The 18,570-nt window shown below is 51.3% G+C and carries 14 protein-coding genes; 2 read left to right on the top strand and 12 right to left on the bottom strand.

Annotation, left to right across the window (positions count from 1 at the left end; translation table 11 throughout):
• Positions 1-378 precede the first annotated feature (378 nt).
• The 11 genes from OCL06_RS00635 to phoB form a co-directional block, all read right to left on the bottom strand.
• On the bottom strand, positions 379-1,716 hold the full coding sequence (locus OCL06_RS00635) for a tetratricopeptide repeat protein (RefSeq protein ID WP_373318418.1): 1,338 nt from the start codon (positions 1,714-1,716) through the stop codon (positions 379-381).
• A 5-nt stretch (positions 1,717-1,721) separates the two neighbouring features.
• On the bottom strand, positions 1,722-2,330 hold the full coding sequence (locus OCL06_RS00630) for an energy transducer TonB (protein WP_262991784.1): 609 nt from the start codon (positions 2,328-2,330) through the stop codon (positions 1,722-1,724).
• A gap of 3 nt (positions 2,331-2,333) precedes the next feature.
• On the bottom strand, positions 2,334-2,741 hold the full coding sequence (locus OCL06_RS00625; RefSeq protein WP_262991783.1) for an ExbD/TolR family protein: 408 nt from the start codon (positions 2,739-2,741) through the stop codon (positions 2,334-2,336).
• A 32-nt stretch (positions 2,742-2,773) separates the two neighbouring features.
• On the bottom strand, positions 2,774-3,292 hold the full coding sequence (locus OCL06_RS00620) for a MotA/TolQ/ExbB proton channel family protein (RefSeq protein ID WP_262991876.1): 519 nt from the start codon (positions 3,290-3,292) through the stop codon (positions 2,774-2,776).
• 5 nt (positions 3,293-3,297) lie between these two features.
• The gene (locus OCL06_RS00615) at positions 3,298-4,662 is read right to left on the bottom strand and encodes a MotA/TolQ/ExbB proton channel family protein (protein ID WP_262991782.1); all 1,365 of its coding nucleotides are present in this window, start codon (positions 4,660-4,662) and stop codon (positions 3,298-3,300) included.
• A gap of 13 nt (positions 4,663-4,675) precedes the next feature.
• A complete protein-coding gene (locus OCL06_RS00610) occupies positions 4,676-5,434 on the bottom strand; it encodes a DUF3450 domain-containing protein (protein ID WP_262991781.1) in 759 nt (252 codons plus the stop codon).
• A 180-nt stretch (positions 5,435-5,614) separates the two neighbouring features.
• Positions 5,615-8,263 carry a TonB-dependent receptor domain-containing protein gene (locus OCL06_RS00605; protein WP_262991780.1) on the bottom strand — a complete coding sequence of 883 codons (2,649 nt, stop codon included), beginning with the start codon at positions 8,261-8,263 and terminating at the stop codon, positions 5,615-5,617.
• A 121-nt stretch (positions 8,264-8,384) separates the two neighbouring features.
• A complete protein-coding gene (locus tag OCL06_RS00600) occupies positions 8,385-11,159 on the bottom strand; it encodes a beta-helix domain-containing protein (protein WP_262991779.1) in 2,775 nt (924 codons plus the stop codon).
• A gap of 266 nt (positions 11,160-11,425) precedes the next feature.
• Complete coding sequence (locus tag OCL06_RS00595; protein ID WP_262991875.1) at positions 11,426-12,355, bottom strand: PstS family phosphate ABC transporter substrate-binding protein; 930 nt, start codon at positions 12,353-12,355, stop codon at positions 11,426-11,428.
• Positions 12,356-12,378: 23 nt separating this feature from the next.
• Positions 12,379-13,683, bottom strand: a complete 1,305-nt coding sequence (gene phoR, locus OCL06_RS00590) for a phosphate regulon sensor histidine kinase PhoR (protein ID WP_262991778.1) — start codon at positions 13,681-13,683, stop codon at positions 12,379-12,381.
• Positions 13,684-13,761: 78 nt separating this feature from the next.
• The gene (gene phoB / locus OCL06_RS00585) at positions 13,762-14,451 is read right to left on the bottom strand and encodes a phosphate regulon transcriptional regulator PhoB (RefSeq protein ID WP_262991777.1); all 690 of its coding nucleotides are present in this window, start codon (positions 14,449-14,451) and stop codon (positions 13,762-13,764) included.
• Between the two features lie 201 nt (positions 14,452-14,652).
• Here phoB and OCL06_RS00580 point away from each other — a divergent pair, with 201 nt between their 5' ends.
• Together OCL06_RS00580 and rdgC are read left to right on the top strand one after the other, a co-directional pair.
• Positions 14,653-16,404 (top strand): sensor histidine kinase, encoded by a 1,752-nt coding sequence (locus tag OCL06_RS00580; protein WP_262991776.1) that lies wholly within the window; start codon positions 14,653-14,655, stop codon positions 16,402-16,404.
• Positions 16,405-16,506: 102 nt separating this feature from the next.
• Entirely contained in the window at positions 16,507-17,412 is a 906-nt protein-coding gene (gene rdgC, locus OCL06_RS00575; protein ID WP_262991775.1) for a recombination-associated protein RdgC, read from the top strand.
• A gap of 47 nt (positions 17,413-17,459) precedes the next feature.
• Here the strand turns inward: rdgC and OCL06_RS00570 are convergent, their stop codons facing one another.
• Positions 17,460-18,296, bottom strand: coding sequence for an HDOD domain-containing protein (locus OCL06_RS00570; protein WP_262991774.1), 837 nt, complete (start codon positions 18,294-18,296; stop codon positions 17,460-17,462).
• Between the last annotated feature and the right edge of the window lie 274 nt (positions 18,297-18,570).

The raw sequence follows: 18,570 nt of genomic DNA, 5'->3' as shown, positions 1-18,570 counted from the left end.
GGTCTGCGAATTAGCACAGGCAACGTAATCAGCCACCGCGCACGTGGTTATCTACGTTTATCAAGATAGTGGGTCCAGTTACTGCATCGGTTGCGTCCTGAGAGTTTCGCGGTGATTAGTACAGGCAACGCAGTCAGGCACAGCGTTAGTGGCTATGCACGCTATTCAAAATAGTGTGTGTCCGGTTACTACACCGTGCGTTTGGGCACCGCCTAGGGCCAGGAGGTGAGTGTCCATGATATAAGTAATGTGTGGGTCTCCACTTTTTACGATGATAGTGAATGTCCATGATAGGAGTAATGTGTGGGTGTCCACTTTTAACAGGCATAAAAAAACCGCGCAGTGCGCGGTTTTCGTCATGGGATAGAACAGGTCGGGTTAACCGTCACCCAGTTCTGCAGCCATGCGCTCAGCTGATTGCTTTTCGTTGGTCACAAATTGCTTCCACTGCTGTGCCATGGCACGGCTTTTCTGGTGCTCTTCGGCTTTAGCCAGTTCATTCAGTGCCCGTGCGAACTGCTGCTGATTATAAAGGGCCATGCCCTTAATCAGGTAAGCTAGTCCCGGGTTACGCAAGTCGCCTTTGTCGATGGCTCTGTCCGCGGCGGCTATGGCCTCGTCCCACCGTTCTTCGTTTAGCAGGATCTGCGCAACCTGAGCATCCAGCTCGCCGTTATCGGCCAGTTCTGCAGCCTGCATCATCACCGGAATGGCTTTGTCCTGCTCTTTGGCCAGCGTCCAGCTTTGCCCCAGGAATTTCAAATTGCGCAGGTTGGCTTCCAGTACACCCTCGTCAATTGCCTGCTGCATCAGCAATGCTCCCTTGTAAGGCGCCCGGTGGTAGTAATACAGCTGTGCCAGATTAAAGATATCTGCAGCACTTTCTACATACCCCTGCTGATATGCGGCTTCCATAATGGCCAGCTGCGTACGTTCTTCGCCTAACTCACCGTACATTCCGGCAAGCTGAGTCCAGTACTTCGGCTCGTCATACAGCTTTACCAGCTTCACCAGCACATCCTTTACCTTTTCAGGCTGCTTAAGCTCGTAATACACCGCCCGTTGCAGAATCAGCCAGCCCTCATCCGGGAGCATGCCCTCGGCTTCATGTGCAGCAATTGCGCGCTCAATCCATTCTGCGGCTTTCTCGTATTGCTTGTTCTGATAATACGCCTGAGCTTTAAGCACTTTGTTTTTAGCCGGAATAGCCCCTTCGTGCAACGCTTCCCAACGCTCAATAAACTCAATGGTTTTGTCGTAGTTACCCTGCATCAGATGCAGTTGCGCCAGTGAGAACAACGTGGTCATCTCGAATTTACGGGGAATGGGCTGCTGTTCAACTACCTGTTCAAATTCCGCCAGCGCTTTTTCATACTGTTCATCGTTGTAGTAAATGAACCCGTAGAAGTTATGCATCATGGCGCGTTCATAACTATTCATTGAATAGTCTTTGCTCTCCACCTCTTTTAGGATGGACAGCGCTTCTTCTACGTCGCCGTCTTCGTCGGCCGCGGTTTGCGCCCGGGAAAGCTGCTCATATACCGTTGAACGCAGCGTGGGTACGCGCCGGGTTGGCTTGTCGCTGGCTTTTAGCTCCTGCTCTGGCTGCGCTTGGGCCACCGCGTGATTTGCTACGAACATAGTGGGTGTGGCGGTCAGCAATAAAGCTGAACAAACCAGCGCACTATGGATTGTTTTAACTATTGCATTATTCATAGCACTTACCCGTCAATCTGGAAGGTGATGCGGTTCTGAACCCCGGACACCTCTGTGGCTTCGCCATTGACAACCCGTGGCTTGTATTTGAACTTGGTGGCAGCATCAATGGCGGCCTGTTCAAAGATACCTTCGGGATCTGCCTCGACCACAACAGGGTCGCGTACCGCGCCTTGTTTCGTCACCGTAAACTCGACGATAACGAAGCCCTCAATACCGCGTTGTAACGCACGGCGAGGATACACCGGCGACACTTTCACAATGGGCAGGTATTCACCGTCCCCAGAGTCCAGTGCCAGTCCGCCTTCCAGTGAAATGTCATCACCTACATCGGCAGCGAAGTCCATCCCGGCGCTATCCGCGTTCGGTGTGGGAGAGTCCATTTGTGGCTGCTCCATGGGCGGCGGCGGCTCTTTCGGCTTGGGCGGCTTCTTCGGCTTGCGGTCTTTTTTCTCGACCTGCTCTTCCTGCTTCACCCTGACAAAATCCAGCACACTTCCCTTAGGCGGTTCCGTCAGTGCACTGCCACCCATTTTGATGAGTGATGACATCAGGAAGAACAACCCAAGCGTAATGGCAAGTGAAGCTAAAAACGCAATCAGATAACGTGGCATGGCTTATGGCTCTTGCGCTGCAATTGAGACATCGTAAACCCCGGCGGCGCGTGACGCGTCCATCACCTTAATCAGGGTTTCTGTGGTGGCTTTTTTATCTGCCTGAATCACTACCGTACCCTGCGGGTTCTCTGCATGCAGACGTTCGATGTTGGCCTGCACCGCACGCACGTCAATCTGACGCTTATTGATCCAGATTTCGCCTTTATCAGAGATAGCAATCAGGATATTGGCGCGATCCTTTTTCACCGCAGTGGCTGCTTCCGGGCGGTTTACATCAATGCCGGCTTCTTTTACGAACGACGCGGTCACAATGAAAAAGATCAGCATGATAAACACCACGTCCAACATGGGCGTCATGTCGATGTTTGCTTCTTCTTCATCAACCAGGTTTTGAAAATGCTGCTTCATAATAATGTCCTTACCTTAATGCCGTCAGGGCATTAACGTTGAATAATCAATGCATCCTCGAGATGCGTGCGTTCAGATTTCACCATGCGGTTCAGCCAGGTTGCGGCAAACACGCCGGACAACGCGCCAACCATGCCGGCCATGGTCGGAATAGTCGCTTTCGACACCCCTGACGCCATCGAGCGGGCATTGCCGGAACCGGATATGGCCATCACGTCAAAGACTTCGATCATGCCGGTCACCGTTCCCATCAACCCCAGCAGCGGACAAAGCGCCACCAGAGCCTGAATGATAGGAATGCTGCCATTAAGGCGCATAGTGAGTTGTGAAATTGTTTTCTGACGTACCTGTTCGGCGAACCAGGAAGAGCGATCGTCGCGGGCTTTCCACGTTTTGATAGCGCTCTTCTTGGCCTTTTTGTGCCAGATAAGCAGGTACATTGCACGCTCGAGGATCAAAAGCCACATAACGAATATCAGCACTCCGATGGCCAGGAGAACCTGACCGCCAGACTCTGTGAAATCGCGAATTGCTTCCAGAAACTCGATAATCATGATTAGCTCCGTTCAGCGCGCTCAGCGATAACGCCCGATGCCTGCTCCTGAAGGATGTAAACAATGTTTTTGCTACGCGTATTCAGCATGGCGTACAGCAGCGTCATTGGGATAGCAACCACCAGACCCAGTACCGTGGTAACCAGAGCGGTGGAAATACCACCCGCCATTAGTTTCGGGTCACCGGTACCGAACAGGGTAATCGCCTGGAAGGTATTAATCATACCGGTTACCGTACCCAACAGACCCATCAGAGGTGCTACCACCGAGATAATTTTGATGATGGTCAGGTTGCGGCTCAGTTTCGGCACCTCACCCAGAATGGCTTCCGTCAGGTGCAGTTCCAGGGCTTCGGTGTCAGCATCCGGATACTTGTCGCGCACTTTAAGCACGCGGCCAAGCGGGTTGTTAGTCTTGATCTTCTTCGACTTCAGCTGTTTATTCACCTTGGTGCGAATGATAGTCAGTGAAATCAGACGCTCAATGGCCAGCAGTAAACCAAAGGCACCCACAATCAGGATAATGTAACCTACGGCACCGCCCTGCTCTACACGCTCTTTCAGATTAGGCGCCTGTACCAGCAAGCCAAGGATTGAACCGCCAGTAGGGTCGATACCAAACTCTACCAGTTTGCCATCAGACTCCTGCAACTCTTCCGCAGAGTCCATGTAACGGTCAGCGGGCTGGCGAACCAGTTCTGATACCGTTCCGGTCGCGCCGTTGTAATCCAGGTACTTACCGTCAGAGACCAGTGCGAACGGGCCAACCCGGACCACTTCTTTATTCACTTTTTCACCGCCGGCTTCAACGACCGAGGTATCGAACTTGGTGACCTTGCCAGACTCGGTCATCTCACGCTGCATTTCAAACCACACACGCTCGATTTCTTCGATAGACGCCAGTTTCGAGCTTGAACCCATTTCCTGTGCCATTTCATCAAGGAATTGCGAACGACCAGGGATCTGCGCCGAAATCATTGAGTTGTGGAATTTGTTTTTGGTGTCACCCGCCACTTGCTGCAGCACACCAAACAGCTCTTTCAGTGAACCCAGGCGGTTGTCTAACGCGCCATTGAGATCTGCCAGTTTAAATTCATTTTCTTCAAACTGGGTTTCCAGTTTTTCAGACTGTGCCAGTAGCGCATTGCGACGCTGTCGCGCTTCTTCCAGCAGGCGATCCTGCTCGGCGCGCTGCTGCATGAATTCCCGCTCACGGGCCTGGTTTTGTTCAGACTGTGCAAACTGGCCTTCTTCAAGCTGTTTCAGCAGGGCGTCCAGGTCCATTGCACGGTCGTCTTGCGCCATAGCGCCTACGCTGATGCTCAGAGCAGCCAGACCAACAGCGATTCGTTTTACAGTGTTCAACATTCTCATCAACCTCTTAGTCTGTGATTGCTACGGGCAGCATTAGCATATCGGGGGCCAGTTGCTTTTTGGCCATGCGTAAACCCTTGGTGATTTGGGTGCGGTAGCTGCTATCCAGCTTTTCCCACTGGCGGGTTTGCTTGTTCCACACACCCTGTTCACTGGCATCGCGAGTTTGATAAATAAGTGCCGTACGACCCAGGCGCAGGAATTCAACGTCGCGCTCCTGGCCGTCGATGGAATGGATGCCGCTGTAGGCTTCCATGGTGCGACCGTATTCCATCTCAACCTGGTAAGCTTCCATTACACGGCGGAATTTTTCGGAGGTAGCCACATCGGCGCGGTCCATCATCGCTTTTAAGTCGGCAATGCGGTTTGCGCGCTCTTCTGGCAGGAACGGCACGTCCAGTTCAACGAACTGTTCCAGACCGGTGATCATGCGCAACATTAACGGCGTAATCTGACGTTCTACTACTGATACTTCGTCAATGGCAGCATTCAGGTCGACCATTTCCTGCTGCTGGTTGTCAATTTGGCGCTGCAACTGGGCGTTGTACACTTCCAGTCCTTCAATCTCTTTGTTCAGTGTTTTGAACTGCTGCAGTTTCGAGCCAATCTGGTCGGTAATATCATTGATTTTTTCCTGTGACTCAGCCGCAGACTCATTAATCTTGGCAGCTTCATCGACAACGGGTTTTAAGACTTCATCGTCTTGTGCCATCGCTGGAGCGGTGAGCAGCGCCCCGGCCATCAGCAACGAGTTGAAAAGCTTCATACATTCAAACCTTATTGTTTAAAAAAATCGGTATTACCCGACCCTGAAAATTCTGCGCGTAGAATAGGCGTTTACTGTGACAGTTTTATTACACAATCGTCATATATGTGGCGCTATTCGCAGCGAGCATAAACAAAAAAGGGCCGCAATTTGCGGCCCTTTTCACACTTACTGTATACGTTAAAAATCGTATTTGTAAGACAGACTGAAGCTGGTGCCCCGTGTTTCAGAGCGCAGCAAGGTGTCCTCGAACACAATTTCCTTGTCCTCATTAAGCACATTCTGCACTTTAAATGTGACAGTGGTATTAAAGTCCGGGTAGTACTTGTAAACCATATCCAGGGAGTGGAACGGCTCTTCGAAGCTGTCATCAAATCCGTCGATACCGGGGATCAGAATTCGCTCGCCAAACACGTTATACACTACCGAAGCAGAGTGCTCGCCGTTGTCAGAATCGAAGCCAAACTGAAAGTTCACCACGTATTCCGAGTGGCCGGTCATACGCCGGGTGGTGTTAGTGATAGCAGCAGAAACCCCGGTTTGATCAACAATATTCTGGCGATCCAACACAATTTCAGAGTCACTCACCGTGATGTTACCGGTGGTGAACAGGTTGTCCCAGATGCCGTTGCCGATAAAGTCTAACCCTTGCAGGAATTCCAGCTCCACGCCGTACACCTCTCCAGTCTCGGCGTTAGCAATACGAATCAGCGGCGGACCATCCTGTGCCGGTGACTGTACAGACTCTATGGGCGCTTCCATGTCCTTGTAGAAGAAACCGACAGACAGGTTATTACCCGCTTCGCGATACCATTCCCAACGCAGGTCGTAGTTAATGATATCGGTAGTTTCCAGACCGGGTGTGCCCGCAATAGGGAAGTCAGTCAGCGGATCGATATACGTCGATGAAGACACTTCACGTAAGTCGGGGCGAACCACAGTCTGACCGATACTGGCACGAAGCTGCATGTCGTCTTTTAAGAAGTACGTCACTGCCAGCGCAGGATAAAAATCATCTTCCTGGAATGCCAGCTGTGCACGATCCGCGTCGTCATTCAGGTCAAACTGATTGGTACGCGGGTCGAAAGGCGCCACTACCTGACGGAAGTCCTCCCAGCGTACCCCACCGGTGAAGCGCCACTTATTGTCATAAAAAAAGTCAGCCTCAACGTAATACGCATCCACTTTCTGACCGGCAACATAGTCATCGCCGGCGACCGTAGTATCACGCAGTACGGCACGGTTACTCAGCTCCGCGCTGGCCAGGTTTTCGTCGCTTAAGATATCGCCAAACACACTGCCACGAAGAAACTCACGGTTCGCAAAGCCCAGTGTATTGACGTCGAAACGGCGGGATTCTGCGGTACGCACTTTCGACACGAAATCGGCGCCGAATTTGTATTCGGTCTCCCACTTACCCAGCGTTAACGGTAACGAGAAGTTGTAGCCGTAATTTTCTAAACGGTCGTGCAGGTTCTGAAACGAATAACGCGCAGCGGTTTGCGCATCAATCAGGAAGCCCTCATTGGCTACATCGAACACGTCATCCTGATTTTCGTCAGCCAGTACAAAGCGCGCTTCCATATTACCCGGAGCATTCCGGATGGAGCGACCTTCTGACCAGCGCCAGTCGAACCCTAAGAAGTTCAAGTCCGGAAAGGTGTGCATGCCTTTCAGCTGATTGGTGTATAAGGTGCGCTCTTCATATTCAATATCGATATCGCGGATACGCAGGCCTTCCGCCTGGTTGAGGTTTTCAGTATTACCGAATTTCTCGCGGATCTCATCGCGGGTATCGTTAAGCGCAATGATGCTGTAGTCAATTTGATGCTGGCGGTTATAGTCGATGCCCAATGTCAGCAGTGAAGACCACTGTACCGTGCGCTCGGTGCCTTGAATGTCATCAAAGAAACGTACCAGGATCACGTCATCACCAATGCGGTCAGGATCCTGAAGCTCATACTGCTCGGTCGCGCGGGTTTGCGCATCGTATCCCGCCGTGGCTAAAAAGCCAAAGCGCCAGTCTTCGTCATAATCGAAGCTGTTACCCAAGGTTACATTCAGGCCCATGTCAGGGGCGGCGCTGGTACGCTCTGGACCATAATCGCGGTTAACGTCACCCAGTAAATCCCGGGCAAGTTCTGGCTCCAGATTATCCAGAAACTCGCGGTCTTCCCAGCGCTGCCGGATTGATTCGGGAGCTGCACGGGTGCCGTCATCTTCACCGAACCAGTCCCGTCCACCGCCGGGATAATCCAGCACGTCACCGGAGCTTTCAGTGTTGTAGCCCAGGCTGCCACTGACGTTAAAGACCTTTTGAGAAGGAATGGATTTCAGTCGGATGTTGACATTACCGCCACCAAACGAGGCAGGCATTGACGGTGAGAATGACTTTTGTACTGACAGACTTTCAATGATGTCTGAAGGAAACAAATCCAGCGGAATAACGTTACGGGTAGGGTCCGGGCTGGGCACCACGGCCCCGTTAAGCTGCGTGGATGAGTACCGCTCACCCAGGCCCCGTACATAGATGAATTTGCCATCCACCAGCGTCAGCCCCGTGACCCGGCGTAATGCAGACGCTGCGTCACCATCCCCGGTACGTGAGATTTGCTCCGCGCCCATGATATCCGCAACGAACGCCTGATTTTTACGTTCCTGCATCACCGCCGTCGCCGTTCCCTTCAACCGGGTACCGGTAGCCACCACTTCCTCAATGGCTTCACTTTCGTCAGACTGCGCAAAGGCAGGAGAAGCGGGAGATAGCAGGCCAGCCACTACCGCCAGGCTGAGCGGCTTAAGAAAAAACCTGTTAGCAGGTCTGTTCATGATTAACCTCGTTGTACGCAATTCTTATGCTACGGAATAATACCCGTGCTTGATACTTAAAAAGCAAGTACGCCACTTAATGTCACGTACTTGCTTCCATGTCAGCAAAATTACTGGCTGCTTAGTTATCCAGTGCAACAGTCCATTCTGCTGTCCAGTCATTATCAGCATCTTTCACCGCGCCGATAAAATCGACTGACGTAAAGAAGCTGTCCAGAGCAGAAACATCTGTCGCTGTCGTGGTGTCTACTGTGTAGATACCATCCAGCACTGTTGCAGTGTTGTCCAGCAGGCTGTTGTTGTCCTGCGCAGTAAACCAGGCTTGTTGGTCAAAATCGCCAGAGTTTTTGATATTTTCCGCACAGGCCAGAACTGATGACTGCATGACCATTTGCGGCGTATTGGTGCCGTCCATATTACCCAGCGCAGTGGTGTCACCGTCACTCAGGTCAACTTCAAAGCACTCACCCATGCCAGCAGGGCCGGTTACCAGGATGTTGTACAGCTGTGCGTTGGTCTGGTCTCGCAGCAGAATGCCTTCTGAATCCGCGTTCGCAGTATCAAAGCTATTGCCGATCACTGTCATGTTAGCCACGGTGGGGTTGGAGAATGCCAGTCCATCACCGCCGTCGCCGTCACCTTCGATGGCGCGGTTGGCATCCGAGTTATCATCCGCATGCTTAACCAGTACAAACTGTAATTTACCCTTATAACCGTTATCCCAGTCTACAGAGTCATCCTGAACACCAGTGAAAGTCAGGTATTTTGCGTTAACTGCACCGCCAAAGAACTCTACACCGTCATCGGCATTTTTGTGCACCTGCACGTATTCCACCGTGGTACCTGAACCTACACCGCCAAAGGTGATGCCATTGAGCTCGTTATCAGGCGCTATTTCGAAGCCGCCGTGCATAACACGAACATAGCGCAACACGCCGGAATTATCGGCATTATCAGTACCGCCGAATACCGCCCCTTCGGCTGCGCCTTCTACCTGTAACGCACAGTCGGTGCCATCCTGCGGACATTTGGTTGATTCACCATTACCCAGAATAATCATGCCGCCCCACTGGCCGGCTGTCCCCGCTTCCAGGCCGCCAATAACATGGTCACGCGAAGTGAATGTGATTGGGTCAGCAGCTGTTCCGTTAGCCATGATTTGCGAGTCACGGCTGACTACCAGGTAGTCATTTCCTGAGTTACCGAAAACCGTCACACCGGGCTCAATCGTCAAAACCGCGCTGTCAGTTTTGTCACCACCTACGAATACCGCACCAGACAGGGCATACAGGTTGCCTGCAGTCAGTGTCAGGTCAGCAGTGATAGTGCCTGAGATTTCACACGTTGTTGTAGAACCGTCTACTGACGCGATGTTAGTAGTCCCAGCCGGGCAGCCTGATGTGGTTTCAACCAGCTCGATGTTACCGCCGCCAAAACCAAAGGCCCAACCCTGACGCCAGTCAGTTTCGCCCACCGCACCCACGAAGGTATTAGTTTCAAAGAAAGTATCTAGCATCGCTGCATCGCCGCCTGCTGTCAGCAACATGCTTTCTGATGTCAGTGAACCGTCGATGTTCAGACCCAGATTAGCACGATCTTCAAAGGCGATTAGCTGGTTACCTTCCTGACCAGTGAACCAAGTCTCCAGGTCAACTGCACCGTCAGGCGTGTTGAAAGGTTCGCTACAAGAGATAACAGAGTAAGTCATGGTCAGGTCGCCGTCAGACAGGTTTGCCTGTACCGTGTCGTCCGTATCCATTTCTAAACACTCACCCATGCTTTCAGGGCCAGTGATAAGGAAGTTCATCAGATGAGCGCCTGTCTGATCGCGTAGTAACAGGCCTTCAGAGTCAGCGTCCGCGGTGTCGAAGTTGTTACCCACAACCGTCATGTTCGCAACCATAGGTTGTGAAAACTCCAGGCCGTCACCGCCGTCGCCGTCACCTTCGATACCACGGTTGGCATCAGAGTTGTCAGAGGCATGCTGTACATATACGTACTGCAGCTTGCCTTTATAACCGTTGTCCCAGTCTACTGAATCGTCCTGGTTAGCAGTCAAAACCAAGTGTTTCGCGTTTACGGTTCCACCAAAGAATTCAACGCCGTCGTCCGCGTTGCCGTGAACTTGCACGTAATCCACTTCTGTTCCTGAACCCACACCACCGAAAGTGATGCCGTTCAGCTCGTTGTCGGGGGCGATTTCAAAACCTGCATATTTCACGACCACGTAGTTCAGGATACCTGAGCTATCGGTCTCGTCCGTTCCGCCGAATACGGCACCTTCTTCAGCACCCTCAACCTGAAGTGCACAGTCTGAGCCGTCTTGAGGACATTTGGTTGATGGTGCGTTACCTAATACAACCAACCCTCCCCATTGGCCGGCGCCAACTTCATCACCGATAACATCATTGTAAGACGTCATGATGACCGGATTTTCTGCGGTACCCGTCGCTTCAATAGCAGAGTCGCGGCTGATTACCAGATAATCTGCACCGGTACGACCGAATACGATAGCACCTTCTTCAATTTCCAGCGTGACACTGTCAGCTTTATCGTTACCAATAAATACCGGACCTTCAAGCGCCCATACTGTGTCGTTAGTCAGTACGATGTTGCCGCTGGCATCCGCGTCAGCGTCGGTAAGACGGCCTGATAATACCCGCACTTCAACGTCAGTACCGAATGCCTCTGAAACCTGCCCACTAAGAAAAGCACTGGCATCTCCCGGACGTCCATCATTTTCAGCCGGGGGGTTGGTGGGAGTTTCATTGCCACCGTTATTATTGGTCACACTGTTATCAATATCGCCTTCGCTGATATTGATATCACCACCACAACCAGCTAGTACGAGTGCGGTTGCAATCGCCGAAGCCTGAAATAAGTGCTTAAGTTCCATTCGTTTCTCCAAGTGCAGATTTTTTATGGATTTTGAAAACGCTGGCACTTTACCTTCGTTAAATGACATAAATGTTACACTGTGAACCTGTCACAAAACTTTCACAATGTAGGTGTCGGTGGAATGCGACCATTGCTATGTTCAGTTGACTGCCGGTCGGATGCCACACAACCGGGCGAGTGAGTTGTGATAAGAGGCTGTTTGCAGGACACCCACCTCGCCAATTGTCTGGCAACATTAGCCGCAGCGATTATGAAGTGACTGTCTTAGTCACTTTGGATAATGCGGCGCTGCCGCTGCAAAATGTCTGCCCGGATAGGAAAGTAGCCATCGCGTTCAACTTGTCGCTGTCCTTCCTTAGACAGCACAAACCGAAGGAACTCCCGCTCAAGCGTAGGTAATGGTTCACCCGGCTTTTTATTAATTACCAGGTACAGATAACGGGCAAAAGGGTAAGTTTCATTACGCACTGTTTGCGAGGTTAACGGGATCAGGGTCTCTGCGGTCTCGCCTATTGGCAACGCCCGCACGCCGGCTGTTTTATAGCCATAGGCGGCATAACCAATCGCGCCGCGGCTCGACCCCACCGATAACACCACAGAGGCAGAGCCGGGTTGTTCGTTAACGTTCTTGCGAAAGTCACCGTCACACAGGCCATCAATTTTGAACAGGCCGTAGGTGCCTGATACCGAATTCCGACCGAATAAGCGTATGGGCGCCGTAAAGTTGTCCCCATACACATTCAGCTGCGACCAGCGGGTGATGGGAGCAGGGGCGCCGCAAAACTGGGTAGCTGAGAAGATGGCGTCCACCTGCTGTTGGGTCAGTCCGGTTAACGGGTTGTGTCGCTCAACAAATATGGCAATGGCATCCATGGCTACCCGTAACACCAGCGGCGGATAGCCGTGAGCATTAATAAAATCACGTCGTTCACTTGGTTTCAGTTCCCGGCTCATGGGGCCGATGGTAGCGGTGCCTTCGGTTAGTGCCGGGGGTGCGGTAGAGGAGCCGGAGGCCTGGATCTGAAACTTAACCTGCGGATAAAGCTCCCTGAACTCCTGAGACCAGAAAGTCATAAGGTTGGCCAGCGTGTCCGACCCCACCGAGGTAATTTTGCCCGCCACGCCTGGCTGGCGCTCATAGTCGGGGATTTCGTCAGTGGCGCTAAGCGCATCCATCGAGATGGCACACCACATCAGCAAGCACAGTAGTCGTCGAATCATGATGCAGACCGCTCAGCAACCATGTCATTGGTCAACGTAAATGAGAACACACTGCCCTCACCTACCACGCTATGTATCTCCAACTGCGAGTTATGATGATTCAGCACGTGCTTAACAATAGACAAACCCAGCCCGGAGCCGCCGGTTTTCCTGGAGCGGGCCTTATCAACACGATAAAAACGCTCAGTCAGCCGGTTTATATGTGGAGGGGCAATACCGTCGCCGTTATCCTGTACGGCAAATTTCACCTTGTGAGCGTCCTGTTTCCAGTGCACCTGAATATGCCCGCCGGGGGGAGTGTAATGAATGGCGTTAAATACCAGGTTTGAGCAGGCACTGCGTAACTCCGTTTCCACGCCATACACTTTCAGGCTGGGATCTACATGAAATTCAATTTTATGATGTTTATCTTTGTTGAGTGACAGTGCCTCACGCTCTATCTGAGCAAGAATTGCCGGCATGTTTACCACATTCTCGTAGATACGTTCTGAGCTGGCTTCTATACGAGACAATATCAGCAAATCTTCAATCAGGTTCTGCATACGCTGGGTTTGCGATGTCATTTCGGTCATCGCCTTTTGCATAAACGGGTTGTCATCGGCAGCCGGCAGCATTTCCAGGTACCCGTTAATAACGGTAAGGGGAGTGCGCAATTCGTGGGACACGTTGGCCACGAAGTCTTTACGCATTTCCTCTAACTGCGATACCCGCGTCACGTCCCGGGCCACCACCAGCAAGTGTTCCTCACCATAAGGCATAATCCGGTATTCAAAAGTTTTATTAGGGTTGGTTGGCGATGGGATCTCAATAGGATAGTGATAATCACCGGTGTGAAAATACTCAATAAAATCAGGGTGGCGCAACAGATTATCTAAACGACGACCGGCATCTGCAGGCCACTTCAAACCCAGCTCTAACCGCGCCAACCGGTTACACCATATAATACAGGCCTTGGCGTCGACCACCACCGCAGCATCCGGTAACGCTTCCGAGCCCTCCCGGAAGCGTTTCACCAGCTCACCGAGTTCCTTGCGTTTGTTTCGGTTGCGCCTTTGCAGGTAATAAATCCCTTCATAGATATGCTCCCACACACCGCTCACCGTAGGCGGGGAGATTTTTCTGCTATGCCACAACCAGCGGTTGAGCTTGTAGAGTTGCCAGTAGTTGAAAATTAGCAGCAGGGTAGCGCCGAGAGCCACAGCGACCAGCATATCGTCTGCCAGCAAACCAATCAGAGCGAACGCGACAAGGTATACCGCCAAGTGGAGAAGGCTTCTCAACCATGAGAACGGATAATACATAATGCCTGATTGCCTGTTCGTCGGTAACTATGAAAGAAAACGGCCTGTCCGTGCTGTTCGCTCAGGCCGCCCCTGATGTTAGGGTTTGGTGGAGAAGCGATAACCGGCGCCGCGTACTGTTTGGATCATAGCATCATGACCATGCTTGGCAATGGCCTTGCGCAACCGGCGGATATGCACATCCACGGTGCGGTCTTCAACATACACATTGGTGCCCCACACGTTGTCCAGCAGCAGTTCGCGACTGTATACACGCTCCGGGTGCGTCATAAAAAAGTGCAGCAGCTTAAACTCTGTCGGCCCCATATCAATAGGTTCATCATTGGCCTCAACCCGGTGTGAAATGGGCTCCAGCTTTAAACCATTAAATTCAATGGGTACCTCATTAGAGGTGGGTGTGACCCGGCGCATGACCGCTTTAATCCGCGCCACCAGCTCTTTCGGCGAGAAAGGCTTGGTGATGTAATCGTCCGCGCCCGCGTCCAGTCCCCGTATCTTATCTTCTTCTTCACCCCGGGCCGTAAGCATTATGACCGGAATATCGCGGGTAAACTCATGTTGTTTGAGACTTTTCGCTAACTGTACGCCGCTGCCGCCTGGCAACATCCAGTCAAGCAGAATGAGATCTGGGTACGGCTCGCAAATTTTATCCATTGCAATGTCGTAGTCTTCGGCTTCAACAGTATCGAACCCCGACTGCTCCAGTACAAATTTCAGCATTTCACGGATCGGCGCTTCGTCTTCTACCAACAAGACCGTTCGGGACATAGTTTTTTTCCTGGTCATATTAAAACGCCGTTATTATTAATCTGCTGTGTGACAGTTTTATTAAATGTATTACCAACCCGTGTCAAGTTTTGTCCGAAAGTCTAGTTGCCAGCCAGCGCATTTTTCTTGTTTATTCACAGTATTACGCATATTCTTTGCTTTCAGGAGTCGTTCATACCATTGCAACAGGGTGCTAATTACATGGGAACCGTAAAGACCGGACTGTCGAGGAAGTTACTGACGCGTGTTCTTTCGGTTTACTTCGTACTGACGCTGATTGTCACGGTTGGACAAATCTTTACTGAGTACCTCAGTACCAAACATCACATCGAAGATGAGCTACGCACGCTCAAGAACACCTTTGCCACCAGCCTGACCCGCGCCATCTGGGAACTTAATACACCACAAGCTCGCCTGATAGGACAGGGATTGCTGGAGCTGCCCATTGTGCAAGGTGTGCAAATACGGGATGAAAATGGCGATGTTATCGTTGCTTATGGTGAAACTATTCCAATGCAGGGCCAGACTGTCGATGCCGGTGTGATGCGCGACCATGTTGGCGGTTTGTTTTCTTACAGCTTTCCCCTGGTCTTCAAATTCTCCGGGCGAGAATCAAACGTGGGTGATGTGTCACTGTATTCCGACTTCGACACGATTTTTAGTCGCATCGAGGTTGGCATTTTCTTTCTCATCGGTAACGCCATTGTTAAAACTGCCTTTTTGGTATTCTTATTTATGACAGCGTTCCGGCGCATGTTGTCCGAACCTTTGTCTGAGATCACCGACGAAATGAGCGCGTTTGATCCTGAACGACCGAATGAGTCGAAAATTCAGGTTATCCTCGACGATGATAATGAACTCCAGCAGTTAAAAGATTCTTATAACCAGGTCATTGACGACTTGATTGCCTCGCAGACTAAATTGCATGGCACCCAGGAACAGTTAAGTGCTGCCAATAAAAAGCTGGATGATCAGAACCTGTTGCTGGAACAGGAAGTGGCTAAGAAGACCGCCTCCCTGTCGCAAATTATGTTGGATCTTGAACAGCAAAAAGATGAACTCATTGCTAACCAGCGCGAACTGCGCCAGGAGAATGAGAATCGCCAGTACATTGAGGATGAGTTGCGCAAACGGAATGCCGAGCTGGCGAAATCCATGGACACCCTAAAAATGGCCAAAGACCAGCTGCTGGAGTCCGAACGCATGGCCTCACTGGGCGGTCTTGTTGCCGGCATCGCTCACGATGTAAATACCCCGATGGGCGTGGGCGTGACGGCGGCAAGTTTTCTGGAAGAACGCCTGCAACAGCTCAAGAGCGCCTTTGAAGATAAATCGCTGACCCATAAAGCCATGGTGAATTTCCTTAGCGAAGCAGGCCAAACCACCCAACTGTTGCTGACCAACTTACACCGGGCCTCCGACCTGGTGGCCAGCTTTAAACAGGTGGCAGTCGATCAAGCCAGCGAAGCTGAACGACAATTCAACCTGAACAGCTACCTGCATGAGGTGTTGCAGTCACTGCAGCCCAGCTTCAAGCAGACCCGCCACAAAGTGGCGATTGATTGCCCGGAGGACCTGGAAATACGCTGCGCACCGGGTGTAATTGCCCAAATCACCACCAACATGATCATGAACTCACTGAACCATGGCTTTGAAGACATGCGCAGCGGGCATATTCAGCTGTCGGTAAAAGCAGAGGATGATGAAATTATCATGGTCTACAAAGATGATGGCCGCGGTATGAATGAGGATGATCTCGCCCGATTGTTCGACGCCTTCTTCACGACTAAGCGGGGCCAGGGCGGCAGTGGCTTAGGCACGCATATCATGTACAACCTGGTGACCCAGACACTGGGTGGAAAAATAGAGGCCAACAGCCAGCCAGGTCAGGGCCTGGAGTACATTATCCGGTTCCCTAAGCGCACCCGCACCACCAGTGGTAGTGCTGAATAACAACCGCTGTCTGCTCACCAAAAATATCCCTTTTCCTGATTGCGCAGGCACGCGTCGATTGGTACGCTTGCCGGCCTTTTCTTAGCAACAAGACGCAATCCAATGTGGTTTAAAAACGTAAAAGCGTATCAGCTGACCCAGCCCCTTTCCCTGGACGATGACGACCTGCAGACTATGCTGCAGGAGAATGCCTTTCGCCCCTGCGGCAGCCATGACACTGCTACCATGGGCTTCGCTTCACCTTTCTCGCAAGCCGGAAAAGACGGCGCCATGTTCCACAAAGTCCAGGAACGTTACTGGATCACAGTGAAAAAGCAGGAAAAGATTTTACCTGCCGCGGTTATCAACGCCGAACTGGCTGAAAAAGTTGCCCAGATTGAAGTGGAAACGGGTTCTCCGGTGGGTAAAAAGCAGCAGTCTGACTTAAAACAGGAAATCACCACCCGTTTGCTGCCTCAGGCATTTACCAAAAACAGTTATATTCACGGCTTCATTTCAATCCCTGAAAAATTAGTGGTCGTGGATGCCTCTGCAGATGGTAAAGCTGAAGGCTGGCTGGCATTGGTGCGCAAAGCTATCGGTTCGCTGCCGGTGGTGCCCATGGCCCGCCACAGCCTGCAGAGTGAGCTGACGCACTGGGTGACCGACGGTGCGCCGGACGGTATTACCCTCACCGAAGAAGCCGAGTTAAAATCCACTGATGATTTAGAAAGTGTGGTGCGCGTTAAGAATCAGCCGCTGGACAGTGATGAAATTAAACTGCACCTGGATGCTGGCAAGTTGGTACAGAAAGTCAGCTTCGAGTATCAGGAAACGTTAACAGCGGTTATTGCGGAAGATGGCTCTTTCAAGCGCATTAAGTTTACTGACCGCATTAAAGAAGAGACCGGCGACATTCCTAAAGATCAGGTAGAAGCCCGTCTTGATGCTGAATTCGCGCTGATGTCAGCGGAACTCAGCACCTTCCTGGACTTTGTCCGCGACGCCCTGACGCTGAACAAAGAATAAAGAGTATAGTCACACGCAGCGGTTTACCGCTGCGTGCAGACACCAGATCAGGCGAATATTTGTTTTGCCGCCTCGCGCATTTCGACAAACTCATCAGACGTAAGCGAGCTGACATCTTCAATGACACCGCGCTGAACAGCGAGGTTGAATACGGCATCCTTTTGGCTGTCCATTTTGCCGGCTAATGCCGCCCCTACCCTTACAAAGTCAATGTAAGAAAGGTTGTCCGGGATCACACCCAGGTCACGCCAGTGCTCTGCGATATTTACCAGCTCATCACCAAACGCCCATTCCCGCATAATCCGACCACCAATTGGCCCTGCCATTTTATCAATAGCGACTTCCAGGAATGTAGGGTTGGCAAAGACTTCTTCATGACGCTCTGCTTCGGTTAAAATGGGCAGTACACCGATATTATGAACCAGTGCCGCTAAGGTCATGGTATCCATATTGAGCTCACGCTTTTTAGTGCGCGTAATATACAGTTGCAGGGCAGCCATTGAGTTTGCTACCACATTGACTGTGTTAGCCCATTCACGCTGCATATATTTACCCACTACCTCGTTCTTAGAAACGAACAGCTGCTCCATGGCCAGGGCTGTGGAAATATTTTTAATCTGGCGCAAGCCAATACGCGTGACGGCCTGGCCAATTGAATTGACTTTTACCGACCGGCCCATATAGGCGCTATTGGCAATTTTTATCATCCGCGCGGTGAGTGATGGATCCTGACCAATCACATCGCCCATCGCGTTTAAGTTAATGTCAGGATCATCCGCCGCCTTTCTCACTTTCAGGGCAATTGCCGGCAGTGTGGGCAATACCAATGTGTCATTGTTGATTTTTTCAACCAGAATGGTCAGAAGCGCATTTTGCGTTGACATATACCTACCTTTTTGAAGTTCTCAGCATAGCGGCCATTGAGCGAAGCCATGCCGGATTGATTATGCGTACCTGCTGTCATCACAATCCTTGACTGACAGTTATGAGAAGCCAGGTCGCAGCAGCATGTTTTATAAAAATATATCATGATTCGATAACCATGCACTGAAAAGCATCGTTTTTTCGACCATCTGCGTTCTCTGTAATCAAGATAGTCGCTGTAGCGCTTTGTCTCCACCTTCGTTATGCTATCCAAAAGTCTAGTATTGCTGTCAT

This window comes from Alteromonas salexigens (assembly GCF_025628895.1).
GTDB lineage: Bacteria > Pseudomonadota > Gammaproteobacteria > Enterobacterales > Alteromonadaceae > Alteromonas > Alteromonas salexigens.
This window is presented reverse-complemented; position numbering and strand designations above follow the sequence as displayed.